Below are 25,851 nucleotides of genomic sequence, written 5' to 3' on the forward strand. Positions count from 1 at the left end.
GCAGCCGTGCCGGCGCACCGTCACGGGACTGCAGAAGCCGGGTGACCCACCCTCGAGGCCACGACTCAACCGCGCACGGTGTGCGCGGCCGCTGGCAGGTCTTCGGACTCGCGGACCCGTCCCTACCGGCGGACCGTCCGGGGACGGGCCGTGGCTCCGGGGTGACACCTACTGGCCGTCGCTTCCCACACGCCGAGGCGTGCAGTGCTTGGTGACGGCTGTCGTTTCCGCTTACCGCTGCGGGGCAGTCCCGGAATCGCACCGGGTTCCCTCTTGCCCCGGAACCCGTGTGCACAGATCCCGGACCAGCGAGACACACCATATGCGGGCAGTGGCAGGGATGCACAGCACCACATGTGGGGTCCGCGTGTCGCGTCCCTACGATTCACCCGTGCCCCTGTCCCAGCGCCCCGGCAGCTTGACCCGCGTCGTCGCCACCCGCCGCGCGCGCCGCGTCGTCGCGGCCTGGGCTCTGGCGGCGACCACCGCCCTCGGCGCGGCAGCCGGGTGCAGCCCGGCCCGGGAGGGCGCGGGGCCCGGCGCGCAGCGCCGCACCACGGTGGAGCCGGGCACACCGGCCGGTGCGGCGGCATACCCGTTGCTCACCCCGGCCTGCCCGACCATGCCCGCCGTCGCGTCGAACCGGACCGTCACGGTGGCCGAGCTCAACCGCGTCGTCGCCGGTCTCGACCTGCCCCTGTGGCAGGCCGGCGACATCGGGGCCAGCACGAGGCTTCCCGACGGTCGCATCGTCTGGGTTTTCGGCGACACGGTCCGCGCGGACGGCGTGCGTCCGCGCGTGGTGGCCAACTCGATGCTCGTCACGACCGGGTTGTGCACCTCGCAGGTGCAGACCCGGGACAGCGGACCGGTCATCCCCGACCGGGCGGACGGGACCGTGCACTGGCCGATGTCCGTGGCCACCCTCGAGCGGGGTGGGCAGACGGTGCTCGTCGTCATCTCGGCGCGCATCCGACGCGGGACCTCGGGAGCGTTCGACTTCACCTATCTCGGAAGCAGCGCAACAGTTTTCGACGCGACGGGTGACGGTGCGCCCCGTCTGGACAGCCAGCTGGACATCACCCCGGACGACCCCGATCCGACCCAGGTCAACTGGGGTTCGGCGATGACCGTGGCCGGGCCGTGGATCTACGTCTACGGCACCCGGCTGCCCTCCCCCGACTCCTTCGGACGGTCCCTGCACGTCGCCCGCGCCCCCGCCGCGGAGGCTCGCGACCGCAGGACGTGGGAGTTCTGGGACGGCTCGCGGTGGACGAGCACCCCAGAGGCTGCCGCTCCCGTGCTCCCCGCGCAGGGCGGGGTGTCGCAGACCCTGTCGGTGGACGTCGTGGACGGACGGTTCGTCGTCGTCTCCAAGCGCGACGGCGACCTCGGCAGCACCGTCTACTCGTGGACCTCCGACTCCCCCACCGGGCCCTGGACGCCGAGGCGCGGGGTGCGGGCGCAGTTCCGGGACCCGTCGGGCCAGCTGCGCTACGCCCCCCTGGCCCACCCCGGCATCCGCCTCGCCGACGGCAGGCTGCTCATCTCGATCTCACGCAACACCACCGACTTCGGCCGCCTGCTGGCCGAGCCGACCCTCGGTCGACCGGTCTTCGCCGAGATCGACCGGCCCTAGGGCGACCGGAGCACCTCAGGGCGAGGTCCCGTCCGTCACCGCCCCGGCCAGGGGTCGCTGCGGTCGGGGTCGCCAGCGGCCGTCACCGCGACCGTCACTGCGGCTGGGGGCACGACCAGGACGTCGCACCGCATCGCCTCGAGCACCCCGTGCGCGACGGACCCGGGGGTGAAACCAGCCAGCCGTCCCTCGCCGCGGGTGCCGACGACGAGCAGGTCGCCCGACTCGGCGTGGTCGAGCAGGGCGCCCACCGGCGGCCCCGCCTCCACCACGACCCGCGCGAGGGAGTGGTCGGGGCTGCGTCCGGCCAGCAGCAGGTCGCCGTGCCGCGCCCAGATCGCCGCCGCCTCGACGTGCACCTCCTGCGCCCGGTGGCCGAGGGAGTGGATGACGGTGAGGGGCCACCCGCGGTGCTGCGCCTCACGCACCGCCACGGAGAGGACGACCTCTGCCGCCGGCGAGTCGTCGACACCGACCACGACCGCGGGGCGGTGGTGTCCGGCGGCCAGGTGCACCGGCTCCCGGACGGAGGAGCCGCGGGATCCGGTGACGAGGACGGGACACCGCACCAAGCGGGTCAGCTGGTCGCTCGTGGAGCCGGAGGTGAAGGCGACCCGGCCCGACGCACCGTGTCGACCCAGCACGAGAACCGTTGCCCTGCAGGCGATCTCGCGAAGTTCGGCAGCCGCCGTCGACGGGACGGACAGGACCGTGACGTCGGGGACGCGCCCACCGACGCGTTCGAGGGACCGCTCCCCGATCGACCGTGCCTCGTCCGCCACGGCGGCGGTGTTCCTCGTCCAGTCACCGAGGGTCCGGGCCCCGTGCCCGGTCTCGTCCTGGACGGTCACGAGCACGAGGGGCGCTGCGTGCCACCGCGCCTCCTCGACGGCGACGTCGACCGCCTCCATCGACTCCCACGAGCCGTCGCACCCCACGAGCACGAGGGGCGTCGCGGCGGGCCGGTCCTGTCCCTCCTCGCCGTCCTCGCGGTTCATGACGTCGGCGCGTGGTCGATGGGCGGGCGATGGGCTCCTCCGCTGACGGAGAATCGACGACCGGTGACCTCGTCCGCGCCGACGCGCAGGAAGTGCGGCTTGACCGAGTCGTGCCAGGGGAAGAGCGGCAGGGACATCGCGTCGAGGACGTCGTGCAGCTGAGACACCTCGGTGGCGCGGCCCTTGACGACCACGCTCCAGGCCGAGGCGGACCCGACGTCGTACCCGTCGACCTCGAAGGCGACCGGCTGGCCAGCGGCGCTCTCGAGCTTGGTCCCGGCGGCGGTGCGGATGACGATCGTCGCGTGGTCGACCACGTGGTTGACCGGGAAGATCTCCGGATGCCCGTCGATGGCCGTCGCCAGCCGTCCGACGACGGCGTCCCGCAGGAGTGCCCAGCACTCGTGCAGGGGGATCTCGTGCGTGCCTTGTTCCGTGCTGGTGGTCATGGAAGCAGCGTCCCCCCTGAGTGCGCCCCCCGTATGGGGCCAAGGTCCCGTCCCCGTCCGCACGGCCCGGGTGGTGCGCGGCGACGGGACCTTCGCCCCTCCCCGGCCCGCCCGGCCGGCGCGACCGTGGTGGAGAGCACCCAGCGAGAGGAGCAGGTCATGACGAGGTTGGACACGCAGCCGCGGCACGCTGTGGTTGTCGGCGTCGACGGTTCGGCGGCGGCGCACCGGGCCCTGGACGTCGCGGTGGACGAGGCGCGTCGACTGCACCGTCCGCTGCACGTGCTGCACGCCACCGGCGTGGGGATCGTGCCGTGGACCACCGAACGGCTCGGGGTCCAGGACCTCGTCTCCGAGGCCGCCGCCCAGCGCGCCCGGGAGGCGGCGCCGGATCTCGAGGTGACCCGGGAGACCGTCGTCGCCGACCCTGCGGCAGCCCTCGTGGCAGCCAGCCGGACCGCGGACCTCGTGGTGGTCGACGCGGGAGGGCTCGGCCGGGCCAGCGGCATCCTGCTCGGCTCGACGAGCCGGGCGGTGGCGGCCCACGCCGGCTGCCCCGTCCTGCTGACGCCCCATGCGGGCGACTGGAGCACCCACGGCCCGGTGGTCGTGGGCGTCGACGCGTCCGAGCACTCCGTCCCGGCCGTCGCCTGGGCGTTCGCCGAGGCCTCGGCCCGGGGCACCGCCCTCCTCGCCGTGCACACCTGGTGGTGGGAGGAGCCGGACCCGTTCCTCTCCGGACGCGACTGGGAGGGTGCCTGGCGCGACGTCGCCGAGACCCAACGGCTGGAGGTGGCCGAGATGCTCGCCGGGTGGCAGGAGAAGTACCCCGACGTGCAGGTCTCGACGACCCTCGTCCGCGGTCACGCCGCGACGGTCCTGGCCGAGGAGTCGCGCGACGGGCAGCTGCTCGTCGTCGGCAGCCGCGGCCGGGGTGGCTTCACCGGCCTGCTGCTCGGGTCGGTCAGCGCCTCGCTCATCACGCACACCCGGTGCCCCCTGACGGTCGTCCCCTCCACGCACCGCCCCGTCGACTGAGCCGACACCCTCGGCCACCGCCGAGAACCACCACCAGAACCCAGAACCCAGCACCCCACCCAGCACCGGATCCGACGCCCGACCCAGCACCCAGGAGCTCGCCATGCCCGACCTCGACACCGCCAGGACCGAACCGGTCCCGGCCACCGACCACACAGGGTTGCGCGTCATGGGTCTGGACGAGTCCCTGCTGCGGCTGGGCGAGGCACCGGTGGGCCGCCTCGCCTTCCCGCTCGACGGCGAGATCGCCGTCCTCCCGGTCAACCACGTCCTCGACGGGGTCGACGTCTGCTTCCGCACCTCGGGTGGCTCGAAGGTCCAGGCTGCGGTCGACGGCGACGCGGTGTCGTTCCAGGTCGACGACTGGGATGCCGAGTCGCGCACGGGTTGGTCGGTGCTGGTCCACGGGACCGCCTCGGTCGTCACCGACGAGGACGAGGTGGCCCGCCTCGTGGGTACCGCCCGCCGCCCCTGGGTGCCGCTGGACGCGGACGCGAGGTGGGTGCGCGTCTCGACCCGCCAGGTGACGGGCCGCGCGATCCTCCCGCGCTGACCGGTGAGCCTCGGGGACACGGTCCGGGACACCCGGACCCGGCTCCGGCGACCACCCGGCCCCAGCGTCGGACGACCCACTCGCCGAGGGGGACCGGAGCCTGCCTGCTGCCTACGGGACCGGACGTCCGGCCCGACCGTCCCCGCCGTGGGTGGCGACGTACACCGCCGCCTGGGTGCGCCGCTCCATACCCATCTTGGCCAGGACCGAGGTGACGTAGTTCTTCACGGTCTTCTCGGCCAACGACATCGCCTCCCCGATCTGCCGGTTCGTCAGGCCGGCAGCGATGTGGTCGAGGATCCGGCGTTCCTGGGGGCTCAGCGACCGCATCCGCGGGTCGGCGTCACGGTCGTCGGCCCAGTCCGAGCGCACCCGTCGGGCCCGCTCGGGGTCCAGCAGGTTCTCACCGCGGGCGACGCGGGCGATGGCCTCGACGAGGCCGTTGCCGCGGATGTCCTTGAGGAGGTACCCGGCCGCCCCCGCGAGGATCGCGGCGGTGAGGGCCGTGTCGTCGTCGAAGGAGGTGAGGATGAGCCCGGCGATGGAGGGGTCGACCGACCTCACTTGTCGGCACGCCTCGATGCCGGACCCGTCCGGGAGCCGCGCGTCGAAGATCGCGACGTCGGGGCGCAGGGCCGGTATGCGGCGGGCGGCCTCCTGCGCGGACCCGGACTCCCCGATGACGCTGAATCCCGGTGTGCCCTCGAGCAGCTCGCGCAGTCCGCGTCGGACGATCTCGTGGTCGTCGAGGAGGAAGATCGTCGTCATGGTGCTCCTTCGGGTGTGGCTCCGGGCCGGGCGGCGGTGACGCTCGCCGCTCCACGATGGCACGACCGCGGGCTCAGTCCGAGGACCATGGTCCCGCCGCCCGCCCCGCTCGTCCGGCCGGGGCAGCACCGCCGCCCGTCGGGACCGTCCACGTGAGCCGGGTCCCCTTCGGGTGCGCCGCCGCGACCTCGCACTGACCACCCCTGGCAGCAGCTCGTTCGGCGAGGTTGGTCAGGCCGCTGCGGCGACCCGTCGACGGCGCGCCGACCCCGTCGTCGACGATCACCACCTCGATCCGCGGTCCCATGGAGACCCGGACCGACGCCGAGGTCGCCCGGGCGTGCCGGGCGACGTTCGCGAGGCCTTCGCGGACCACGGCGAACACGTCCTGCTCCTGCTCGGCCGTGATGCCGGTCGCCTCGCCGAAGAGCTCGAGGGTCGCGGTGAAGCCCAGGACGTCGGAGTAGCTCTCGACGAGCTCCTCGACCCGGCTGCGCAGGCCGCTCGGCGCCTGCAACGGTGTGAGCTGGTAGATCGCCTGCCGGATGTCCTTGATGGCGAGGTCGAGCTCGACCACCGCCTCCTCGATCCGCGAACGCACGACCGGGTGCTGGGCCAGCCGGCCGCTGGCCTGCAGGGACAACCCGGTCGCGAACAGGCGCTGGATCACGTGGTCGTGCATGTCGCGGGCGATGCGTTCGCGGTCCTCGAGCAGGGCCACGACCGCCCGGTCCTGCTGGGCGCTGGCGGCGACCAGAGCCAGACCCACGTGCTGCGCGAACTCGTGGAGCGGCCCCAGCACGCCGGAGGCGACGTCCTCGTCAGCCGACTCCCAGCAGACCAGCAGCGCCCCGACGGCGGTGGCACCGGCGACGATCGGCACGAGCGCCGTCGGTCCCGAGCTCTCGACCCCGGTGATGGCCACGACGTCGTCGACGATCTCGGCCACTGCGCCCTCTTGCTCCCCCGGGATCAGGAGCAGGGGTTGGCGCACGTCCCGGACGCTCTCCCAGTGCGGCCCCGCAAGCTCGCCGAACCCGTCCTGCCCCGGCCACGGCACCGCGGCGCCGCCGTCCCGCCGGTGCACCACGTCGACGACGGGAGGCTGCCCCTCGCGCTCCAGGGCGACCGCGCAGGCCCGTGCACCGGAGACGCGGCACACCTGCTCGGCCATCACCCCGAGGGCGGCGACCTCGGTCTCGCCTTCGAGCAGCGCCTGGGTGACGTCGGCAACGGCCTGCGCCCAGCGGCGCTGCACCTGGCTTCGCTCGTACAGGCGCGCGTTCTCGATGGCCACACCTGCCGCGGCGGCCAGCGCGACGACGAGCTCCTGGTCCTCGTCCGAGAACTCCGCCGCGCCCTCCTTCACCGCCAGGTAGAGGTTGCCGAACACCTCGTCACGCACCCGCACCGGAGCACCCAGGAAGCTGGTCATCGGCGGGTGGTTCGGGGGGAACCCGTACGAGTCCGGGTGGGCGTTGATGTCGGCGATGCGCCGGGGGCGCGGGTCCCGGATCAGCAGGCCGAGCACGCCGTGTCCTCGGGGCGGGTCGCCGATCGCCGCCCGCTGCTCGGCGCTCAGGCCGTGGGTGATGAACTCCATGAGGTGGTCGCGGTCCGGCGCCAGCACCCCGAGGGCGCCGTACCGCGCGCCGACGAGGGTGCAGGCGGAGCGGACGATGCGCGCCAGCACCTCGGACAGCTCCAGGCCCGCACTGACCGCCAGCACCGCGTCGAGGAGGCCCTCCGTCTGGGGTGACGACCGGACGTGCACTTCGGGACCTGCACCGGGCTCCATGGGCCGAGGATAGGGGCCCGACGCCGCCGACCGACAGGACCTCGGTCGGGACCTTCGCCCGTGGCCGGGACGCGGCGGCCTGCGGACACTGGGGTGCATGACGCACTCGGCACGGTCCCACCCCCTCGACGCCCCCGGCCGGGAGGTGGTCGTGGGCCTGGTCAACGACGGTATGGCGCTGGGCGTCGCCCTCCGTGGTGTCGAGCTCGCGGGCAGCCTCGGGGCCTCGGTCCACTTCGTGCAGGTGGTCCCGTCGGGCCTCGACCCGGGCGAGCGGGCCGAGGCGGAGAGTGCGACGTTCGCTGCGGGGCTCAGGGCCCTGCGCCACGGCAGGCACCGCGGCGCGACGTTCGAGTCCCCGGGCGGGGACCCCGCCGCGGTCCTCGTCGCCCGCAGCGCCAAGGCCGTCGGTCTCGTCGTCGGCGAGGATCGCGACCGGGTCGAGGCCGCGACAGGCGACCGCGAGGTCGGCGCCTACTGCAGCGCCCACGCCCGGTGCCCGGTCCACATCGTGCCGCGCGACGGGACCGGCGCCAGCAATGATCAGGCAAGTAGGGACCAAAGCCACTGGGGCACAGAGGAATCCGCGCCTAGCGTTGCAGTCGAGCCCCCGGTGACGACATCGCACTGAGGGAACGGGCCACCTGACCCGGAGCTCACCACCGCATGACAAGGAGAAGACGATGACCACCATCTCGCGCCACCGCGGATCGGCCGACACCACCTCCGATGCGCCCCTCGAGGCGACGAGGCCGCACGGTTTCGGCACGGCTCTCGGACTCCTGCGCCTCTCGCTGGGGTGGGTCTTCCTCTGGGCCTTCCTCGACAAGTCCTTCGCCCTGGGCTTCGCCACCGGCCGTGACGCCGAGACCGGCGTGGTGGACCGCTTCGGTGATGCCGCGTGGGTCAACGGCGGGTCGCCCACCAAGGGCTTCCTGTCCTTCGGCACCGACGGCCCGCTCAAGGACTTCTACGGCAGCATGGCCGGGCAGGCCTGGGCCGACTGGCTGTTCATGATCGGCCTCCTCGGAATCGGTGTGGCCCTCATGCTCGGCATCGGGATGCGGATCGCCACCGTGGCCGGCGCTGCCCTGCTGGTCATGATGTGGAGCGCGGCCCTGCCCCCGGCGAACAACCCCTTCATGGACGACCACATCGTCTACGCGCTGGCCCTGGCGGTCCTGCTCGGAGCCGGTGCCGGCCACCACCTCGGTCTGGGCAGCACGTGGGAGCGTCTGTCCGTCGTGCGCCACCACCACTGGCTCCGGTAGCCGTCGGTCGGGTGGCCCACGCGAGCCCGTCCCCACCATCCGGTGGGGACGGGCTCGCGTGGGCCACCCCTCGGTGTCGGCAGACGGCTCTACGGTGGGGACATGTACCTGGAGAACCTCGTGCTGGATGCCGTCCGCCCCCAGGAGCTGGGCCGGTTCTGGGAGGCGGCGCTCGGCGGCGAACGCCTGACCGACGAGCCCGACGGCTTCGAGACCCGGCTCGGCCTCGAGGGTGGACCCGTCCTCGACCTGTGCCTCCAGCGCGTCCCAGACGCCCCGACCGACCCGCTGCGGCTCCACCTCGACCTCCGGGGTGGGGAACGCCAGGCCGAGGTGGTCGAGCGGCTCCTCGGTCTGGGTGCACGCCACCTCGACATCGGTCAGGACGACGTCCCGTGGGTGGTGCTCGCCGACCCGGAGGGCAACGCCTTCTGCGTGATGGAGGACCGGGCGGCCTACTCCGACACCGGACCGATCGCGGCGCTGCCCCTCGACTCGGCAGACCCTGGGAGGGATGCTCGGTTCTGGGCCTGGCTCACGGGGTGGACCGTGGTCCCCGGGGACTCCCCGACCGTCCTACGGCACCCGTCCGGCAAGGGCCCCCTCCTCGAGCTCTGTCCCGAGGCAGCCGCGAAGGGCTCGCCGAAGAACCGGCTCCACCTCGACGTCAGGCTCGAGACCGGTGACGACCCCGACGTGGTCGGCGCCCAGGTCGTCGAGCACGGCGGACGAGCCCTCCCTCCCCTGGCCGAGGGGTTGCCGTGGCGCCTCTACGCCGACCCGTCCGGCAACGAGTTCTGCGTGCTGCCGGTCAGCTCCTGACGACGCCTCAGTCGGACGCGTCGACGGCCTCGCTCGGCACCGACACGACCGAGGGGTCCCCGTCCGGCACCGTCGCGCCTGCGAGCACCACACGCCGTACCCCCGGGACGGCGGAGGCCATCACCTGGGCGAGGCGTGCCTCGCGACCCCCGCGTGTCCCAGCGACGGTGACCTCGCCCTCGGTGACGCTCACCGACCAGCCAGCCCGCCCGAGCGAGGCGAACTCGTGCGTCAGGTGGCGGCGGATGGCGCTGTCGGAGGTCGTCATCGCCCGCAGGATGTCGCTGCGGCTGACGATGCCGACCAGGACCCGATCCCGGGTCACCGGCACGCTCTTCCACCCGGTGTCGGCCAGCATCTGACCGAGCTCGGCGACGTCCGCCGACTCCAGCACGGTCACCGGGTCCGGGGTCATCACCTCGTCGACGAGCCGAGGCCACGACGCCTCCGACGACTCCGACGGTTCGACGGGACGCAGGTGCGCCCTCGGGTCGGGGGTGAGGTGCAGGCGCAGGACGTCCGCCTCGCTGACGATGCCGACGACGTGGTGGTCCGCGTCGACCACCGGGAGGGCCGACAGCCTGGCCCTCGCCAGGAGCTGGATGGCGACCTCGAGGGTGCTCCCGGTGGGGAGGCTGTAGGCAGGCACCGTCATGATCTCGCGGACCAGCATGGCAACTCCTCGGTGTCGCGGACGTCCTGGACCCACCCTCGCCGCGGCACGACACGGGGCACAGGGACCAAGTGCCCTGTGCCTGAAGCGATCTCGCGGCAACCGTGGAGGTGGACAGCACCGAGCCACCAGGAGCACACCATGGACACCAGCACCCGCACCGTCGTCGTCGGCATCGACCTGTCGGACACCAGCGACCTCGCCCTGGAGTGGGCAGCGCAGGAAGCGGCACGACGCCGCTGCCACCTCCTGGTCGTGCACACCTACTCGCTGCCGACGTACCCCGCCGTCCGTGCCGGCGTCCCCGGAGGCACCGTCGTGACCGACCTCGACGACTCCGTGCGTGAGTCGTCGGTCCAGGCGACCACCGCGGCCGTGGGCCGGGTCCGCGCCTCGCACCCCGAGCTCGACGTGCGGATGCAGACCGGCGCCGGCTCCCCTGCCGAGGCGCTGGTGCGGGCCTCGCGCGAGGCCGCCCTCGTCGTCGTCGGGGCGCGCGGTCTCGGCGCGTTCCGAGGGATGCTGCTGGGGTCGGTGTCGACCCACGTCTGCGCCCACGCCCACTGCCCGGTCGTCGTGGTGCACGAGGCCCCGACGCGCTCGGTCGCCGGTGCGCGCGTCGTCGTCGGCGTCGACGGCACGCAGACCTCGACCGAGGCGCTCGCCTTCGCGTTCGAGCAGGCGTCGTCGCGCGGCGTGGGCCTCACCGTGGTGCACACCTGGCAGCTCGACGCCGTGGACGGGACCGCGGCCTCCATGGCCTGGACCGTCGACTGGGAGCAGGTGGGCGAGCAGGAGCGCTCGGTCGTCGCCGAGGCACTCGCCGGGTTCGGCGAGCAGTACCCGACGGTCGACGTCCGGCGCGACGTGGCGCAGGGACACCCCGTCGAGGAACTCGCCCGCCAGAGCGAGAACGCCTGTCTGCTCGTCGTCGGGACCCGTGGCCGCGGCGTCGTCTCCGGCTGGGTCAAGGGCTCGGTGTCCCAGGCCATCGTCCGGGCGGCGCACTGTCCCGTGGCGGTGGTCCACCCTCCCGAGCCCGATCCTGCGGAGCACCACCCACGTCGAGGTCGTGACCACAAGGGCTTCCACCTGCCGGTGCCACCGGTGCGCGAACGGCTCTGAGCCCCACCGATGAGGAGGCTCCCCACGGCGGGACCGTGGGGAGCCTCAGGTGGCGCTGCCGAGCCTCAGGAGGTCGGTGCGGTGAGCTCGAGGGCGACCCCGTCGGGGTCACGGAACTCCAGGATGGCCATCTCCCCGAGGTCCTTGATCTCCTCGTGCGCGACGCCGAGCGAGTCCAGCGTCGCCGCAGCGGCGGTCAGCGCATCCACCGACGCGACCGCGAAGGACACGTGGTCCAGGCCGACCCGGTCCTCCGAGAACTCGTCGGACCCCGGCGCGACCGGGCGGAGCCCGAACAGGCCCCCGCCGAACTTGTAGATCACGCCACCGAAGAGGAACCCGAGCTGTTCGCGGGTCTGCTCGTCGGCTCCCTCGGGGACCTCGAAGGCGACGTCCCACCCGAAGACGGAGTCGTAGAACTCCCGGGAGCGGGCGATGTCGGTGACGGTGAGGCGGACATGGGCGAATCCTTCGACGGCTAGTGGCATCTCCCCACACTCACACGCGCTGGTGGTGCCTGCAACGCGGGGAAGGAGCCCACGCCGACGGCTCCCAGCACACCTGCACGCGAGTTCGTCGTATGGATCGCGTCAAGGCACCTTGACCGCCGCGCCACGACGCGGCGTGATGGAGGCATGTCCCTCACCACCGTGCTCCACCGCCGCCCGGTCGTCCTGTGTGGTGCTGCGGCGCTGCCCCTGCTGACCTGCCTGGCCCTGTCCGGCCTGCGCGACGAGGTGGGCAACGCCCCTGCCGTCCTCGTCCTCGTCGTCCTCGTCGTGGCGGCGGCGTCCAGCGGGTCGCGCTCGGCAGGTCTGGTCACGGCGGCCTCGTCAGCCGTCTGGTTCGACGTCGTCCTCACCGCGCCGTACGGGCAGCTCGCGATCCACGACCCCGAGGACCTCGAGGCGATGGCGCTGCTCGTGGTCGTGGGGGTGGCGGTCACCGAGCTGTCCCTGTGGGGGCGACGCCAGCAGGCCCGGGCCAGCCGCGCCTCGGGCTTCCTCGACGGCCTCGTCCTCAGTGCCGACGCCGCCCAAGGTCCCGACCGCTCGCCGCAGGAGCTCGTCGAGGACACCTGCCGTCGCATCACGGAGGTGCTCGGGCTCGACCGCTGCCGCTTCGCGGCCGGTCCGGTCGGCTCCGGGCTGCCCCGGCTGACCCGTGCCGGCGCACTGGTCGGGCGCGGCAGCAGCCACGACGTCGACCGCGACGGCCTCCCGGTCGACACCGAGGTCGCGATCGAGGTGAGGGTGTCGGGTGAGGTGCTCGGGTCGTTCCTGCTGACGAGCGCCTCCAGGGTCACCCGACCCACGCGGGACCAGCGCCGCACCGCGGTGCTGCTGGCGGACCAGATGGCGACGGTCCTGCTGGCGCAGCGCACCCCCTGACCCCGGCCCACCGGCTCAGGAACACACCACCCGAGCCGGGCCACCACCGCAGGGACAGCGGGCCACCACCGCAGGGACGGCCGGAGCCCTGCAGGCGCGGTGCCGTCAGGCGATGGGTGGCGGCTCGACGACCGGGTGGTGGTAGGTCAACGAGACCAGCTCGAGCACCACCGCCGCCGGGCTGCCCGGCTCGGCCACGAGAACGAGCTGCTTGCGGTTGGCGACGAGCTGCTCGCGCACCTCGAACAGCGCCCGCACCCCGGCACTGGCCAGCTGGGTGACACCGGTGAGGTCGATGGTGAGGGACCGGACACCACCGCGTGCCGCGCCGAGCAGGGCGGCCCGGGCCCGCTCGGCGCTGTCGAGGTCGACGGTGCCGGTGAGCAGCACCAGCGGACCTGAGTCGTCGTCCTCGACGGAGACGTCGAAGTCGGCGTCCGGGATGTCGCCCTCCTTCGTCTCGTCGTGCAGGAGACTGCGACCGGAGGCCATCACGGCGTCGCGGTGCGCCCGGTGGCGCAGGACGACCGTGGTCCCCCGGTCGCCCTCCGGGGCGTTCGCCGACTGCGGCGGGTGCAGGACCTCGGCCTCGTCGACGACCTGAGACATCAGCAGAAGGCCGCGGCCACCGGTGGTCGCAGCGGGCACCGGTGCCCGCCAGCGCCCCTCGTCACCGATGCGCACCGAGATGCCCCCGGTGGGCAGGACGGACGCGACCACGTTGAGGACCCCGGGGCGACCGACGGGGTAGGCGTGCTCGATCACGTTGGTCACCGCCTCCGTCACGGCGAGCTCGAGGGCGAACCGGTCTGCGGCCGACGGACCCAGACCAGCCAGCCAGGCACCGAAGGACGCATTGACCTGGTGCAGGCTCTCGCGGGTCGCGGTCAGCCGCAGGTCGAGGTCCTCGACCCGCTGGCGCAGCCGCTGGGCGACCAGCACCGTCACGTCGTCCTCGTGCCCCGCACGGGTCATGAGCTCCATGGTGAGCTCGGCCACCCGGTCTGCGGCAGAGGCCGCTGCACCGACGGGGAGAGCGCGGTTGGCCACGGCGTCACCAGCCACCCTGGCCAGCTCCCGGACGCCCTCGTCGAGGGAGTGCCCACTGCGCTCGACCAGGCCGTCGCTGTAGAGCAGGACGACCTCGCCGGGGGCGAGGGTCGTGTGGGCGAGGGACTGGACCGCGCCGGTGCCGAGCGGTCCGCCGACGCCGGCGTCGAGCAGGCGGCTGGTGCCGTCCTCGGACAGCACCAAGGGGGCGGGGTGGCCGCAGCGGCCGTAGACGACCTGCCCGGTGTCGGGGTCGAGCAGGACCACGACCACCGTCGCAGCACGCATGCTCGGGCTGTGGGCGGCATACGTGTCGAGGCGGGCGAGCACGGTCTCGAGCTCACGTTCGGTGCGCAGCAGCTCCTCGAGGACGGCGCGCAGCTGGCCCATCGCCGCCGAGGCGACGACCCCGTGGCCGACCACGTCGCCGACGACGAGGGCGAGCCGGCCGTCGTCGAGGACGAAGGCGTCGAACCAGTCGCCACCGGCGGCCTGGTCGTGGGCGGCGACGAGGTAGCGGGCGGCGACCGTCGCGGTCGGCAGCACGGGCAGGGACATGGACAGCAGGGCACGCTGGAGCTCCACGACCACGTCGTGCACGGCCTCGTACCTCTCCTGCACGTGCGCGGTGCGCAGCGCCGCCTCGTGGCGCTCGTGCACGCGGTCGGTCACGTCGACGACGGAGCAGACCGCCCCGATGGTCGCCCCGTCGGCGTCCCGGCGCGGGGTGACGGTGAAGTCGACGAAGATCTCGTGGAGCTGGTCGGTCTCGTCGCGACGGATCTGGAACCGCCACTCGGTGCCCACATGGGTCTCCCCCGAGGCGTAGACCCGGTCGAGGATCTCGAGGAACTGCTGCCCCTTGATCTCGGGCATCACCTCGTTCCACGGCTGGCCGATGAAGGCGTCACGACCGACGTAGCGGCGGTACTCCTCGTTGGCGGCGACGGCGATGTGGTCCGGCCCCTCCCAGGCGACGACCATGACGTTCAGCTGGTCGAACACGTCGCGGACGGTCGCCAGCGACCCGACCGCAGCATCGGCGGCAGCATCGACGGCGGGGACGGCGGCCACGTCGGCGGTGTCCTCGGCGCTGTCGTCGGTGACAGCCAGTCCAAGGTCCTGACCTGCGCTTACATGGTCCGTGCGTGCATCCACGGGGCGACAGTACCTCGGCGGAGCAGCCGACGGTGAACTGGTCCCAGGATGTCCGGGAGGCATTTGCGGACGCACCGTCCGGTATTGCGCCCTATCGACCACCACCCGTCCGTGGTCACCGCGGGTCGAGCCACACCGCGGCGTCCGGCGGCAGGGCACCGTCCTCCAGCGGCACGCTGGACACCAGGACGGTCGCACCCTCGAGCGGCACCGGGTTGTCGGACAGGTTCACGACGCAGCGCAGCGCCTGCCCGCGGTCGAAGTCGAGGACGGACTCGGCCGACTTGCGCCACGCCAGCCCGGCCTCGGCGAGACCAGGGGTCTGCCGGCGCAGGCGCAGGACCGTCCGGTGCAGCGACAGCATCGAGTCGGGGTCGGCGAGCTCGGCCTCGACGGTGAGGTCGCGCCACGTCGACGGCTGGGGCAGCCACGGCTGCACCCCGTCCGGCGAGAAGCCGAACGGCGGCACGGTCCCCGACCACGGCAGGGGCACCCGGCAGCCGTCGCGGCCCCGCATCTGCCCGCCGCTGCGCAGGAACATCGGGTCCTGGAGCACCTCGTCGGGCAGGTCGTCGACGTTGGGCAGCCCGAGCTCCTCGCCCTGGTAGATGTACGCACCCCCGGGCAGCGCCAGCATGAGCATCGCCGCGGCGCGGGCCCGTCGGGTGCCGAGCTCGAGGTCGGGGACCTCGCCCTCGCCGTCGGTGATGAAGTACGAGCTGGTGGTCGTCCGGCCGTAGCGGGTCACCGGACGGATCTCGTCGTGGCTCGTGAGCACCCACGTGGACGGGGTGCCGGTCGGGGCGAAGGACGCCAGGGTGTCGTCGATGACGGCACGCAGCGCGCCCGCCTCCCACGGCCCCTTGAGGTAGGGGAAGTTGAACGCGGTGTGCATCTCGTCGGGACGCAGGTACTTGCTGAGCCGCTCCGGGGTGCTCACCACCGCCTCGGCCACGAAGACCCGCTCCCCCTCGTAGGTGTCGGCGATCGCCCGCCACCGGCGGAAGATGTCGTGCACGGCCTCGACGTCCCAGTGCGGGTTGTCGTCCCAGTCGACGGTGCGGAACTGGAGCACCCCGCCGTAGTCGGCGTCCGGCAGGCCCGCCTTCTTCGCCATGGCCGGAGCGGCGTCGATGCGCAGGCCGTCGACCCCGCGGTCGAACCAGAACCGCAGGACGTCGTCGAAGTCGTCGAGGACGTCGGGGTTGCCCCAGTCGAGGTCCGGCTGCTCCGGGGCGAAGAGGTGCAGGTACCACTGGCCCGGGGTCCCGTCCGGCTCGGTGACGCGGCTCCACGCCGGGCCGCCGAAGGCGCTGATCCAGTTGTTCGGCGGTTCGTCCCCACCCTCCCCGCGACCGTCGCGGAAGAAGTACCGCGCCCGCTCCGGCGCCTGCGGGCCGCCTGCGAGCGCCGCGAGGAACCACGGGTGCTGGTCGGAGGTGTGGTTGGGGACGAGGTCGATGATCACGCGCAGGCCGAGAGCGCGCGCCTCGCGCAGCACCGCGTCGGCGTCCTCGAGGGTCCCGAACATCGGGTGGATGTCGGTGAAGTCGCTGACGTCGTAGCCGCCGTCGGCCATCGGCGACGGGAACCACGGCGAGATCCACAGACCGTCGACACCGAGGTCGGCGAGGTACGGCAGGCGGGTGCGCAGACCTGGGAGGTCACCCTCGCCGTCGCCGTTCCCGTCGGCGAAGCTGCGCGGGTACACCTGGTACATCACGGCGCTGCGCCACCACGTGGTCGCCTCCCCAGCCTCCGGCCCCGTCCCGTCGGGCGACCCGGGGCCGTCGGTGTGGTCCGTGACGCTGCTCATGGGGATGCTCCTGGAAGGCGACGGTGGACGGACGGTGGCGCGGACGCCGCGCGTGCGGGACCGAACCTAGTGGGCGCGGCACCCCCGCGGACAGGGGTATGGCGCCGGCGCCATACCCCTGTCCCCCACCGGCGATCGGGGTTCGTCGGCGCGCGCTGACCGGACCCGGGGCCCCCGTCGTGCAGAATTGCCCCGTCCCTCCCCCCGCCCGAGAGTCAGGTGTCCGCGTGTCCGTTGCGCGCGAAGGTCGAAGCCTGCCCTCAGGGCTGCCCACGCCATGACGGGCAGGCACCGGGACCCGCTGCCGCGACGGTCCGCCGACGGGCACCCACGCGCGGGGGCGACCCGCACGCACACCGAGCCGGCGCCGTCGCGGGTGGGACCCGACGGGGCGCTCCGCGCATGGTTCGAGCAGCTGCCCCGCTCGACGCGACCGGTCGTGGCGATCGTGGGCGTCCTGCTCACCGTGCTCGCGCTGACCTTGACGTCGGTCGTCCTCGCACCGCCCGGCTCGAGCGTCGCGGCGTGGTGGCCGGCCGCCGGGGTGTCCGTCGCGGCGCTGCTGTGGATGCGCGGGCGCAACCGCTGGGTCCTCGGTGCAGGGCTGTTCGCCGTCTCGGTCCTGGGCAACCTCGTCGGCGACCGTCCGCTCGCCGTGTCCGTGGGCTTCGCCCTGGCGAACCTCGCCGAGACGGTGGTCGTCACCCTCCTGCTGCTGCGCTCCGGTGGCGCCCGGTCGGCCCTGTCGAGCATGGCCGGACTCGGCGCGTTCCTGCGCGCCTGTGGCGTGGGCGCCGTCGTGATCGCCGTCGGTGCGGGGGCCACCGTCCAGCTCACGGGCACCGGTGACTTCGTGGCCGTGGCCCGTGCGGTCGGGGCCTCGCACGGCGCAGCACTCCTGCTCGTCCTGCCGTGGTTCCTCGGCGCCTCGGCACCGCCGCAACGGCGACCTAGCGAGCGGGTGGCCCAGTGGTTGACCCTGCTCGTCGTCGTGGCTGCGGTGTTCGGCCCGCGGCAGAGCCTCCCCCTGTCGTTCGTCCCCTTCGTGGCGCTCATGTGGGGTGCGGTCCGCATGGGCCAGCGGACCGTCTACGCCCAGCTCGTCCTGTCCGGGGTGATCGTCACCCTCCTGAGCGCCATCGGGGGTGGACCGTTCGCGCACGTCTCGGCCGGGTACCCACCCGAGGTCGTCATCGCGCTCGTCCAGACCTTCGTCGTCTGCTCCGCCCTCCTGGTCCTCCCCTTGTCGGTCGCGATCCGCCAGCGCCAGGAGGCGATGACCGAGCTCCAGCGCAGCGAGGCGTTGTTCCGCCACGGCTTCAACGGCGCCCGGGTCGGGATGCTGCTCCTCCAGCGCGACCACGGGGCGCTGCGGATCGTCGAGCTCAACGGTGTCGCGCTGCGCCTGCTCACCGGGGGCGACGGCCGCACCGAGCGCGACGTGCTCGGCCAGAGCTGGTCCGGCCTGCTCGACCCCCTCAGCGCCCTCGACGTCGACGGGGTGGTGCCGGGGTCCCCCGTCTCGGCCGTCCGCGAGGACGACCCGGCCCAGGGGTGGCAGGGCGAGGTCCAGGTGGCCCGGCCCTCCCGCGCCTGGCTCGAGGTGACGCTGTCCCCCTTGGAGGAGTACGGCGGCGACCTCTACACCGCGCAGCTCGTCGACATCACCGAGCGCCGCGAGGCCGAGGCCCAGCTGAGGTCGGCGCTGGAGAAGGAACGTCGCGCCGTCGAGCGGCTGACCGAGCTCGACCAGGCCAAGGACGACTTCGTCTCCAACATCAGCCACGAGCTGCGCACCCCCATCACCAGTGTCATCGGCTACGCCGAGATGCTGACCGAGGGAGACGCCGGTGACCTCAACCGGCTCCAGCGCGGCATGGTGGAGAAGGTCGAGCGCAACGCCGAGCGCCTGCTGGCGCTCATCGAGGACGTGCTGGCGGTCTCGCGCGTGGACGCCGGCAGCTTCTCGTTCACCGCGTCGGAGGTCGATGTCGTGCACTGCGCGTGGCAGGCGGCCGAGGCCTTGGAGAAGATGTCCAGCGACGCCGAGGTGACCCTCACGGTCGTCGCTCCGCACGACCCGGTGCTCGTCGCGGGCGACTTCGCCCAGCTCGAGCGCGCCCTGCTCAACCTCGGGTCGAACGCGCTGAAGTTCACGCCGGCCGGTGGCCGGGTGACGGTGCGGGTCACCGTCGCCGCGGATGACGTCGTCCGGATCGCGGTGGAGGACAGCGGGATGGGAGTGCCTGAGGCCGAGGCGCACCGCCTCTTCGAACGCTTCTTCCGCTCCAGCACCGCCCAGGCCGAGGCGATCCAGGGCACCGGGCTCGGGCTGACCATCGTCAGCTCCATCGCGCACGCGCACCACGGGGACGTCGGCTACGCCCCACGCAGCGGGGGTGGGTCGGTGTTCACCCTCACCCTGCCCCTCCTGCAGACCCATGGCGTCCCCGTCCCTGCCGGCGGCGACGGCGCCACCTCCTGACGAGTCGCACCTGGTCTGCCGGGGTCGGCCTCACCGGCCCCTAGACGAACGCCCCGATGCCGGTGATGTCCCTGCCCACGATGAGGGTGTTGATCTCCCGCGTGCCCTCGTAGGAGTAGATCGCCTCGGCGTCCGCGACGAACCGCCCGACCTGGTGGTCGAGCAGGATCCCGTTGCCGCCCAACAGCTCCCGCGCGTAGCCGACCGTCTCGCGCATCCGCACGGTGCAGAACGCCTTGGCCAGCGAGGCCTGCGCGTCGGTGGCCTTCCCGGCGTCCTGGAGCTGGCTGAGCTGGACGCAGAGGGTGGCAGAGGCCGTGGTGTTGCCGAGCATCTGGACGAGCAGGTCCTGGATGAGCTGGAACCCGGCGATCTTCTGGCCGAACTGCTCCCGCTCGGTGGCGTACGCGAGCGCGTGCTCGTAGGCCCCGAGCGCACAGCCGACCGCCATCCACGCCACCCCGGCGCGTGTCATGAGCAGCACCCGGCCGGTGTCCTCGAAGGAGTTGGCGCCCTGGAGGCGGTTGGCCTCGGGCACCCGGACCCCGTCGAGGGTGATGTGGGCGTTCTGGACGACGCGCAGCGCGATCTTGTCGCCGATGGGCTCGGTGCTGAAGCCCGGCGTGTCCTTCTCCACGACGAAGCCGAGAACCTCGTCGCTCGCGGTGTCGCGGGCCCAGATGATGGTGAGATCGGCGAAGGTGGCGTTGCCGATCCACTTCTTCTCGCCGTCGAGCACCCACTCGTCCCCGTCCCGCGTGGCGGTGGTGGTCAGTCCCCCGGCCGCCCCGGACCCGGCGTCGGGCTCGGTGAGCCCGAACGCGCCGATCTTCTCCCACCGTGCCATCGCGGGGAGCCAGCGCTCCTTCTGCTCCTCGGAGCCGCAGAGCTGGATCGAACCCATCGCGAGTCCGCTGTGCACGCCGTGGAAGGTGGCGATGGACGGGTCGACGCGGGCCATCTCCATGGCGAGCATGCCGTCGAGCAGGAACCGACGCCTGCCCCCGCCGGGTCCGTCGAAGGCGAGTCCGGCGGTGCCCAGCGCGGCCAGCCCGGGGACGATCTCGAACGGGAAGGTCGCCCGCACCCAGTGGTCGGTGATGATCGGCGCCACCTCGCGGGCGAGGAACTCCCGCATCCCGAGCAGGATCTGCCGCTCGTCGTCGTCGAGGAGGCCCTCGAGCCCGTAGAAGTCAGTGGTCGGTGCGCCCATGCTCCAGCACGGTAGCCGCGATGGCCCGCACGTGCCGGTCGTCGGTGCCGCAGCACCCACCCACCACGTCGAGGGCGGGCAGCCGACCCAGCAGCGCGGCATACCCCTGCGCGAGCTCGTCCGGGTCACCGGCGTCGAGCTCCTCCGCCGCGTCCAGCTCGGCATGGCTCATCCGGGACGCGTTGCCACGGAAGCCCACCACGCGCTGCACCCACGCCCCGTCGTCGAACGCCGGGGCCACGTGGTCGGGATGGGCGCAGTTGACCATGAACCCGGCAGCCGACCCGTCCGTCTCGTGGTCGACGACCTCCACGGCGTCGCGCAGGGTGACCCCGCTCGGCACCCGGCCGTCGGTCTCCACGGTGAACGACACCACGCACGGGACCCCGACCTCGGCCGCAGCGCGGACGAACCCGACCGCCTCGGCGACATAGGTGATGGTCAGCAGCGACACCTGGTCGGCACCCGCCTCGGCGAGCGCCGCCACCTGGGGCCGGTGGTACTGCGCCGCCTCGGCGGCCGTCATCTCGTGACCCACGACGTAGCCGTCGCCGCGAGGGCCCAGCACACCGTTGACGGTCGCGTCAGGCAGCTCGCCCGCGATCTCGCGCGCCAGCTGCACCGACTCGGTGTGGACGTCGCGCAGCGCGGCGGCGTCGTAACCCAGCCGCCGGCCCCAGTCCGGGTTCGCCCGCCACGTGACGGTGTCCACGAGGAAGGGCACCCCGTGGGCGCGGGCCGTCTCGAGGTAGGGCGCCCAGTAGGTCCGGATCGCGGTCCTGCCCTGCTCGTTGTCGAGCAGCGGGAAGGCGGCGAAGTCCGGCAGGTCGAGGCCCTGGCCGAAGATCAGGGAGGTCTCGAGGCCGCCGTCGGTGAGGCGCACCCGACCACGGTACGACCGCGGAGGGCTTCGCGTCGATGGTTCCGCCCCGGCACCTCCGGCTCGTCGCGAGTGGGTGCCTGGGCCCGGTGTGCGGCACCATGGTGTGCGCCGACGTCGGAACCCCACGGGCCCCGACGTCGTTGCGCACCACGAGTGATCCTGCCCGCACCAGAGCACCCGACCACGGAGAACCATGGAACCCCCCAGTACGCCGGGACAGCCCGGCGCGCCCGTCCGCACCCGAACCCACGGTGGAGCTGACGCGTGACCGCGGTCCTGTCCCTCCTGCTCGGAATCCTCGTCGTCCTGCTCATCACCGGCCTGACCGGCTACTTCGTGGCCCAGGAGTTCGCCTACATGGCGGTCGACCGGTCCCGCCTCGCCGCCCGCGCCGAGGCCGGCGACCCCGTCGCCGCCCGCGCCCTGGCCGTCACCCGGCGCACCTCCTTCATGCTCTCCGGCGCCCAGCTCGGCATCACCGTGACCGGCCTCGTCGTCGGCTATGTCGCCGAGCCCCTCATCGGTGAGTCGATCTCCGACCTGCTCGGGGGCACCCCCGTGCCGACCGGGGTGGGCCTGGCCGTCGGCACCGTCATCGCCCTCGGCTTCTCGACGGTGGTGCAGATGCTGTTCGGCGAGCTCTTCCCGAAGAACCTCGCCATCGCCCGCCCCGAGCCGATCGCCCGCTGGCTGTCCCGCTCGACGACGATCTACCTCAAGGTCTTCGGCTGGCTGATCCAGGTCTTCGACCGGGCGTCCAACCTCCTGCTCAAGGCCCTGGGCATCGAGCCCGTGCACGACGTCGAGCACTCGGCGAGCGCCCGCGACCTCGAGCACATCGTCGCCGAGTCCCGCGACAGCGGTGACCTCTCCCCCGAGCTCTCGCTGCTGCTCGAGCGCATCCTCGACTTCCCGCGCCGCGACGTGGAGCACGCGATGGTGCCCCGTCCGCGGGTCGACACCGTGGACCCGCGCCAGACCGTCGACGATGTCCGCGCCCTGATGGCCGGCGGCCACTCGCGCTACCCCGTGCTCGCCGACGACGGCAACAGCGTCCTCGGCGTCGTCGAGCTCTACGACGTGCTCGCCACCTCCGGTCTCGGGGCCCGGTCGGTCACCGAGCTCATGCAGGAGCCGGTCGTCGTGCCGACGACGATGGCGCTGCCCGACGCGGTCCGCGAGCTCGTCGGCCGCCGGCGCGAGCTCGCCTGCGTCATCGACGAGTACGGCTCCTTCGCCGGCATCCTGACGCTGGAGGACATGGCCGAGGAGCTCGTCGGCGAGCTCACCGACGAGCACGACGGCGATGTCGTCGAACCCGTCCACGAACCTGCCGCCGACGGCTCGTGGGTGATGTCGGGCGACCTGCCCCTCGACGAGGCCGAGCGGGTGCTGGGCCACACGCTGCCGATCGGCGACTACGAGACGGTGTCCGGGTTCGTCATCGCCCACCACGGCGCCCTGCCCGACCCCGGTGACGTCGTCACCGTGGAGCTGCCCATCGACCCGGCCGAGCTGGCCGAGGACGGTGAGCCCACGCCGTACGTCATGACCGTCGAGGTGCTCGAGGTCGAACGCTACGTCCCCGCCAGCGTCCGGCTGCGGGTCGACCAGGCCGAACCCCCGGTCCCTGCGGAACGGTCCGCGGGCCACCAGCTTGAGGAGCAGTCGTGAGCAGCCCCTGGGTGGTCATCGTTGCCACCATCGCCATCATCGGGCTCTCCGCCTTCTTCGTCGCCATCGAGTTCGCGCTCATGTCGGCCAAGCGGCACCGCCTCCAGGACGCCGCGCACACCAGCCGCGCCGCCCGGGCGGCCCTGCGGAGCTCGCACGAGCTGACCCTGCTGCTGGCCGGGTCCCAGCTCGGCATCACCGTCTGCACGCTGGCCCTCGGTGCGATCACCAAGCCCGCGGTGCACCACTGGCTGATGCCCCCGCTCGAGGCCGCCGGCCTGCCGACGTGGGGCGCCGACGTGGTCGCCTTCGTCCTCGCGCTGGTCATCGTGACGTTCCTGCACCTCGTGGTCGGCGAGATGGCCCCCAAGTCGTGGGCGATCGCGCACCCCGAGCGCTCGGCGACGATGCTGGCCCTGCCGATGCGCGGCTTCATGTTCCTGACCCGGCCGCTGCTGCGCTCGCTCAACGCTGCGGCGAACTGGTGCCTGCACCGCGTGGGTGTCGAGCCGACCGACCAGGTCGCCTCCGGTCGCAGCCCGGAGGACCTTCGTTCGCTGCTCGAGCACTCGACGAACGTCGGCGCGCTCGACACGTCCTACTCCTCACAGCTCGCCGGCGCCCTCGACCTGCAGACCCTGACGCTGGCCGACCTCGTCGAGGACGACCGCACGCTCACGGAGGTGGGGGTCGACGCGACCGCAGCCGACCTGTGGGAGACCTCGCGACGCACCGGTCACCTCCGCGTGCTCGTGCGGGAGGGACGGCACGTACGCGGCGTGGTCCACGTCCGTGACGCCCTCACCAGCGCGCCGGAGCAACCGGTCACCGAGCTGATGCGTCGACCCGAGACCATGCCGCCGGCCGCCCTGGTGCACCAGGCGCTCACCCGGATGAAGCAGACGAGCACCCAGCTCGTCGTCGTCGCCGAGCCCGGTGGACCGGCGCTCGGGGTGGTCGGCGTCCCGGACATCCTCCAGCGCCTGATGCCCGAGCCCGACGCGTCGCCGGTACCCGCCTGACCGAGGGCCCGCCGGGTCGCGCGACTAGAAGCCGGCGGGGGCGTGCGGCACGTACGGCGCCTCGAGCGCAGCCACCTCGTCGTCGGTGAGCTCGACGTCCAGCGCGGCCACGGCGTCCTCGAGGTGGCCGGCCCGGGTCGCGCCCACGATCGGCGCGGTGACCGCCGGGTTGCGCAGCACCCACGCGAGGGCGACCTGCGCGCGGGGGATCCCCCGGGCCGCGGCCACCTCACCGACGGCGTCGACGACGGCACGGTCGGCGTCGCCGTACAGGGTGGCGCCGAACTCGTCGGTCTGGCTGCGGCTGGTCTGCTCACCCCACTCACGGGTGAGCAGGCCCCGCGCGAGCGGGCTCCACGGGATGACCCCGACCCCCTGGTCGGCGCAGAGCGGCAGCATCTCGCGTTCCTCCTCGCGGTTGAGGAGGTTGTAGTGGTCCTGCATCGACACGAACGGCGTCCAGCCGTTCGCCCGCGCGGTCTCCTGCGCCTTGGCGAACTGCCACGCCCACATCGAGGACGCGCCGAGGTAGCGGACCTTGCCGGAGCGGACGACGTCGTGCAGCGCCTCCATCGTCTCCTCGATCGGCGTGTGCGGGTCCCACCGGTGGATCTGGTAGAGGTCGACGAAGTCGGTCCCGAGGCGGGTCAGGCTCGCATCGATGGCGGCGAGGATCGCCTTGCGGGACAGGCCCGCCCCGTTCGGACCGTCGTGCATCCGTCCGTGCACCTTGGTCGCGATGACGAACTCGTCCCGCCGCCCGTGCTCCGCGAGGGCCCGACCGACGATCTCCTCGCTGCTCCCGGCGGAGTACACGTTCGCCGTGTCGAAGAACGTGATGCCGGCGTCGACGGCCTGCCGGAGCAGCGGCCGGCTGGCGTCCTCGTCGAGCGTCCAGGCGTGGTTGCCCCGGTCCGGCCCCCCGAAGCTCATGCACCCCAGCACGATCCGCGAGACGTCCAGTCCTGTCGCTCCGAGCTTCACGTACTCCATGGGGTCCTCTCTGCAGGGACCACCCTCACGTGCGAGGGTGGCTGGGTTCGTCCCCATCGTCACCTCGTCGTGCGTCCCCCGCCACCCCAAGGAACCTCGTGATCCACCAGCTGGCCGTCAGCCCCCACACCGTCGTCGAGACGATCTCCCGCGACAGCACTCCCGTGCTCACGGTGCAGCCCGGCGACACGGTGGTCCTCGAGTCGTTGGACTCGGGTGGCCACCTCGAGCGGCAGCAGGTGCCCGGCGAGGAGCGACCCCGGATGTTCAGCCCCCGCCGCGGGCACTGCCTCACCGGCCCGGTGGCCGTTCGGGGCGCGGAGCCCGGTGACGTGCTGTCCGTCCACTTCACGGCGATCGAGCCCGGCCCGTGGGGGTGGACCGCCTCGGGTGGCGCCGACTCCTGGCTCAACCACCAGCTCGGTCTCGGGGAGGGCCGTGGTGGTCACCTGCTGTGGGAGGTCGACCCCGCTGCGGGCCTCGCCCGCAGCCACCTCGGGTATGCCGTGCCGCTGGCTCCGTTCCTCGGCGTCGTCGGGGTGGCGTGCGACGTCGACGAGGAGCTGTCGACCGTCCCGCCACGGCCCGAGAGCGGCGGCAACATCGACTGCCGTGACCTCGTCGCCGGGTCGACGCTGTTCCTGCCGGTGAACGTCCCCGGCGCCCTGCTCACCGCCGGGGACGGCCACGCGGCGCAGGGCCACGGCGAGGTGGGCGGCACCGCCATCGAGTGCCCGATGACGACGACCATGGTCCTCGACCTCGTCAGCGACCCGCCGCTGCGCTCGGTGCACGCCGTCACGCCGACGGCCCGGCTCACCCTGGGGTTCGACCCCGATCTCAACACCGCCACCGCTGCGGCGCTGGATGCCATGGTCACGTGGATGGAGGTCCTGCTGGAGGTCACCCGCGCCGAGGCGCTGGCCCTGGCGAGCGCCGCGGTCGACCTGCACGTCACCCAGGTCGCCAACCAGACCTGGGGCGTGCACGCCTCCCTCGGGCACGACGCCGTACGGCGCGGGTGACCCTGCG

General features: G+C 73.0%; 23 protein-coding genes and 1 riboswitch. Of the genes, 12 read left to right on the forward strand and 11 right to left on the reverse strand.

Features of this window, described 5'->3' with window-relative positions; all coding sequences use genetic code 11:
• Positions 1-75: 75 nt before the first annotated feature.
• A riboswitch (cobalamin riboswitch) is annotated at positions 76-325 on the reverse strand.
• A gap of 66 nt (positions 326-391) precedes the next feature.
• Complete coding sequence (locus ABD286_RS02025) at positions 392-1,639, forward strand: DUF4185 domain-containing protein (protein ID WP_344189767.1); 1,248 nt, start codon at positions 392-394, stop codon at positions 1,637-1,639.
• 35 nt (positions 1,640-1,674) lie between these two features.
• Here the strand turns inward: ABD286_RS02025 and ABD286_RS02030 are convergent, their stop codons facing one another.
• Entirely contained in the window at positions 1,675-2,637 is a 963-nt protein-coding gene (locus tag ABD286_RS02030; RefSeq protein WP_344189769.1) for a universal stress protein, read from the reverse strand.
• Complete coding sequence (locus ABD286_RS02035; protein ID WP_344189771.1) at positions 2,634-3,086, reverse strand: pyridoxamine 5'-phosphate oxidase family protein; 453 nt, start codon at positions 3,084-3,086, stop codon at positions 2,634-2,636. The genes ABD286_RS02030 and ABD286_RS02035 overlap by 4 nt, the downstream gene beginning before the upstream one ends.
• A gap of 159 nt (positions 3,087-3,245) precedes the next feature.
• On the opposite strand from ABD286_RS02035, the gene ABD286_RS02040 reads away from it, so the two are divergent.
• The gene (locus ABD286_RS02040; protein WP_344189773.1) at positions 3,246-4,124 is read left to right on the forward strand and encodes a universal stress protein; all 879 of its coding nucleotides are present in this window, start codon (positions 3,246-3,248) and stop codon (positions 4,122-4,124) included.
• A 103-nt stretch (positions 4,125-4,227) separates the two neighbouring features.
• Positions 4,228-4,677: a pyridoxamine 5'-phosphate oxidase family protein gene (locus ABD286_RS02045; protein WP_344189776.1), complete on the forward strand. Its 450-nt coding sequence runs from the start codon at positions 4,228-4,230 to the stop codon at positions 4,675-4,677.
• 111 nt (positions 4,678-4,788) lie between these two features.
• Here ABD286_RS02045 and ABD286_RS02050 read toward each other — a convergent pair whose 3' ends face one another.
• Together ABD286_RS02050 and ABD286_RS02055 are read right to left on the reverse strand one after the other, a co-directional pair.
• Positions 4,789-5,445, reverse strand: coding sequence for a response regulator (locus ABD286_RS02050; protein WP_344189778.1), 657 nt, complete (start codon positions 5,443-5,445; stop codon positions 4,789-4,791).
• 73 nt (positions 5,446-5,518) lie between these two features.
• Positions 5,519-7,243 carry a GAF domain-containing sensor histidine kinase gene (locus ABD286_RS02055; RefSeq protein WP_344189780.1) on the reverse strand — a complete coding sequence of 575 codons (1,725 nt, stop codon included), beginning with the start codon at positions 7,241-7,243 and terminating at the stop codon, positions 5,519-5,521.
• Between the two features lie 97 nt (positions 7,244-7,340).
• Between ABD286_RS02055 and ABD286_RS02060 the strand changes: the two genes are divergently transcribed.
• The 3 genes from ABD286_RS02060 (at position 7,341) to ABD286_RS02070 (ending at position 9,336) form a co-directional block, all read left to right on the forward strand.
• Positions 7,341-7,874, forward strand: coding sequence for a universal stress protein (locus tag ABD286_RS02060; protein WP_344189782.1), 534 nt, complete (start codon positions 7,341-7,343; stop codon positions 7,872-7,874).
• 52 nt (positions 7,875-7,926) lie between these two features.
• Positions 7,927-8,514, forward strand: a complete 588-nt coding sequence (locus ABD286_RS02065) for a hypothetical protein (RefSeq protein ID WP_344189784.1) — start codon at positions 7,927-7,929, stop codon at positions 8,512-8,514.
• Between the two features lie 102 nt (positions 8,515-8,616).
• Positions 8,617-9,336: a VOC family protein gene (locus tag ABD286_RS02070; protein WP_344189786.1), complete on the forward strand. Its 720-nt coding sequence runs from the start codon at positions 8,617-8,619 to the stop codon at positions 9,334-9,336.
• Positions 9,337-9,343: 7 nt separating this feature from the next.
• Here the strand turns inward: ABD286_RS02070 and ABD286_RS02075 are convergent, their stop codons facing one another.
• Positions 9,344-10,009: a CBS domain-containing protein gene (locus ABD286_RS02075; RefSeq protein ID WP_344189788.1), complete on the reverse strand. Its 666-nt coding sequence runs from the start codon at positions 10,007-10,009 to the stop codon at positions 9,344-9,346.
• A gap of 141 nt (positions 10,010-10,150) precedes the next feature.
• On the opposite strand from ABD286_RS02075, the gene ABD286_RS02080 reads away from it, so the two are divergent.
• Positions 10,151-11,134, forward strand: a complete 984-nt coding sequence (locus tag ABD286_RS02080) for a universal stress protein (RefSeq protein ID WP_344189790.1) — start codon at positions 10,151-10,153, stop codon at positions 11,132-11,134.
• Between the two features lie 65 nt (positions 11,135-11,199).
• Here the strand turns inward: ABD286_RS02080 and ABD286_RS02085 are convergent, their stop codons facing one another.
• A complete protein-coding gene (locus tag ABD286_RS02085) occupies positions 11,200-11,622 on the reverse strand; it encodes a VOC family protein (RefSeq protein WP_344189792.1) in 423 nt (140 codons plus the stop codon).
• Positions 11,623-11,769: 147 nt separating this feature from the next.
• On the opposite strand from ABD286_RS02085, the gene ABD286_RS02090 reads away from it, so the two are divergent.
• Positions 11,770-12,525, forward strand: coding sequence for a DUF4118 domain-containing protein (locus ABD286_RS02090; RefSeq protein WP_344189794.1), 756 nt, complete (start codon positions 11,770-11,772; stop codon positions 12,523-12,525).
• Between the two features lie 105 nt (positions 12,526-12,630).
• On the opposite strand, the gene ABD286_RS02095 is transcribed toward ABD286_RS02090, so the two are convergent.
• Together ABD286_RS02095 and ABD286_RS02100 are read right to left on the reverse strand one after the other, a co-directional pair.
• On the reverse strand, positions 12,631-14,733 hold the full coding sequence (locus tag ABD286_RS02095; protein ID WP_344189797.1) for a SpoIIE family protein phosphatase: 2,103 nt from the start codon (positions 14,731-14,733) through the stop codon (positions 12,631-12,633).
• Positions 14,734-14,848: 115 nt separating this feature from the next.
• The gene (locus ABD286_RS02100; protein WP_425565302.1) at positions 14,849-16,549 is read right to left on the reverse strand and encodes a glycoside hydrolase family 13 protein; all 1,701 of its coding nucleotides are present in this window, start codon (positions 16,547-16,549) and stop codon (positions 14,849-14,851) included.
• Between the two features lie 439 nt (positions 16,550-16,988).
• On the opposite strand from ABD286_RS02100, the gene ABD286_RS02105 reads away from it, so the two are divergent.
• The gene (locus ABD286_RS02105) at positions 16,989-19,034 is read left to right on the forward strand and encodes an ATP-binding protein (protein WP_344189799.1); all 2,046 of its coding nucleotides are present in this window, start codon (positions 16,989-16,991) and stop codon (positions 19,032-19,034) included.
• 40 nt (positions 19,035-19,074) lie between these two features.
• Here ABD286_RS02105 and ABD286_RS02110 read toward each other — a convergent pair whose 3' ends face one another.
• On the reverse strand, positions 19,075-20,247 hold the full coding sequence (locus tag ABD286_RS02110) for an acyl-CoA dehydrogenase family protein (RefSeq protein WP_344189801.1): 1,173 nt from the start codon (positions 20,245-20,247) through the stop codon (positions 19,075-19,077).
• A complete protein-coding gene (locus tag ABD286_RS02115; RefSeq protein WP_344189803.1) occupies positions 20,228-21,130 on the reverse strand; it encodes a homocysteine S-methyltransferase family protein in 903 nt (300 codons plus the stop codon). The genes ABD286_RS02110 and ABD286_RS02115 overlap by 20 nt, the downstream gene beginning before the upstream one ends.
• A gap of 264 nt (positions 21,131-21,394) precedes the next feature.
• Here ABD286_RS02115 and ABD286_RS02120 point away from each other — a divergent pair, with 264 nt between their 5' ends.
• A complete protein-coding gene (locus ABD286_RS02120; protein ID WP_344189805.1) occupies positions 21,395-22,804 on the forward strand; it encodes a hemolysin family protein in 1,410 nt (469 codons plus the stop codon).
• Entirely contained in the window at positions 22,801-23,826 is a 1,026-nt protein-coding gene (locus ABD286_RS02125; RefSeq protein WP_344189807.1) for a hemolysin family protein, read from the forward strand. The genes ABD286_RS02120 and ABD286_RS02125 overlap by 4 nt, the downstream gene beginning before the upstream one ends.
• Before the next feature lie 24 nt (positions 23,827-23,850).
• On the opposite strand, the gene ABD286_RS02130 is transcribed toward ABD286_RS02125, so the two are convergent.
• A complete protein-coding gene (locus ABD286_RS02130; RefSeq protein ID WP_344189809.1) occupies positions 23,851-24,819 on the reverse strand; it encodes an aldo/keto reductase in 969 nt (322 codons plus the stop codon).
• A gap of 98 nt (positions 24,820-24,917) precedes the next feature.
• Between ABD286_RS02130 and ABD286_RS02135 the strand changes: the two genes are divergently transcribed.
• A complete protein-coding gene (locus ABD286_RS02135) occupies positions 24,918-25,844 on the forward strand; it encodes an acetamidase/formamidase family protein (protein ID WP_344189811.1) in 927 nt (308 codons plus the stop codon).
• Positions 25,845-25,851: the final 7 nt, after the last annotated feature.

It is taken from the genome of Pedococcus aerophilus, from assembly GCF_039532215.1.
In the GTDB taxonomy this organism is placed as follows: domain Bacteria; phylum Actinomycetota; class Actinomycetes; order Actinomycetales; family Dermatophilaceae; genus Pedococcus; species Pedococcus aerophilus.

Excerpts from the sequence above, each read along its gene's own strand:
- ABD286_RS02055 (WP_344189780.1), bottom strand. The coding sequence starts at position 7,243 with ATGGAGCCCGGTGCAGGTCCCGAAGTGCACGTCCGGTCGTCACCCCAG.
- ABD286_RS02100 (WP_425565302.1), bottom strand. The coding sequence starts at position 16,549 with ATGAGCAGCGTCACGGACCACACCGACGGCCCCGGGTCGCCCGACGGG.
- ABD286_RS02060 (WP_344189782.1), top strand. The coding sequence starts at position 7,341 with ATGACGCACTCGGCACGGTCCCACCCCCTCGACGCCCCCGGCCGGGAG.
- ABD286_RS02080 (WP_344189790.1), top strand. The coding sequence starts at position 10,151 with ATGGACACCAGCACCCGCACCGTCGTCGTCGGCATCGACCTGTCGGAC.
- ABD286_RS02035 (WP_344189771.1), bottom strand. The coding sequence starts at position 3,086 with ATGACCACCAGCACGGAACAAGGCACGCACGAGATCCCCCTGCACGAG.
- ABD286_RS02090 (WP_344189794.1), top strand. The coding sequence starts at position 11,770 with ATGTCCCTCACCACCGTGCTCCACCGCCGCCCGGTCGTCCTGTGTGGT.
- ABD286_RS02130 (WP_344189809.1), bottom strand. The coding sequence starts at position 24,819 with ATGGAGTACGTGAAGCTCGGAGCGACAGGACTGGACGTCTCGCGGATC.
- ABD286_RS02030 (WP_344189769.1), bottom strand. The coding sequence starts at position 2,637 with ATGAACCGCGAGGACGGCGAGGAGGGACAGGACCGGCCCGCCGCGACG.
- ABD286_RS02040 (WP_344189773.1), top strand. The coding sequence starts at position 3,246 with ATGACGAGGTTGGACACGCAGCCGCGGCACGCTGTGGTTGTCGGCGTC.
- ABD286_RS02085 (WP_344189792.1), bottom strand. The coding sequence starts at position 11,622 with ATGCCACTAGCCGTCGAAGGATTCGCCCATGTCCGCCTCACCGTCACC.
- ABD286_RS02050 (WP_344189778.1), bottom strand. The coding sequence starts at position 5,445 with ATGACGACGATCTTCCTCCTCGACGACCACGAGATCGTCCGACGCGGA.
- ABD286_RS02070 (WP_344189786.1), top strand. The coding sequence starts at position 8,617 with ATGTACCTGGAGAACCTCGTGCTGGATGCCGTCCGCCCCCAGGAGCTG.
- ABD286_RS02110 (WP_344189801.1), bottom strand. The coding sequence starts at position 20,247 with ATGGGCGCACCGACCACTGACTTCTACGGGCTCGAGGGCCTCCTCGAC.
- ABD286_RS02075 (WP_344189788.1), bottom strand. The coding sequence starts at position 10,009 with ATGCTGGTCCGCGAGATCATGACGGTGCCTGCCTACAGCCTCCCCACC.
- ABD286_RS02065 (WP_344189784.1), top strand. The coding sequence starts at position 7,927 with ATGACCACCATCTCGCGCCACCGCGGATCGGCCGACACCACCTCCGAT.
- ABD286_RS02045 (WP_344189776.1), top strand. The coding sequence starts at position 4,228 with ATGCCCGACCTCGACACCGCCAGGACCGAACCGGTCCCGGCCACCGAC.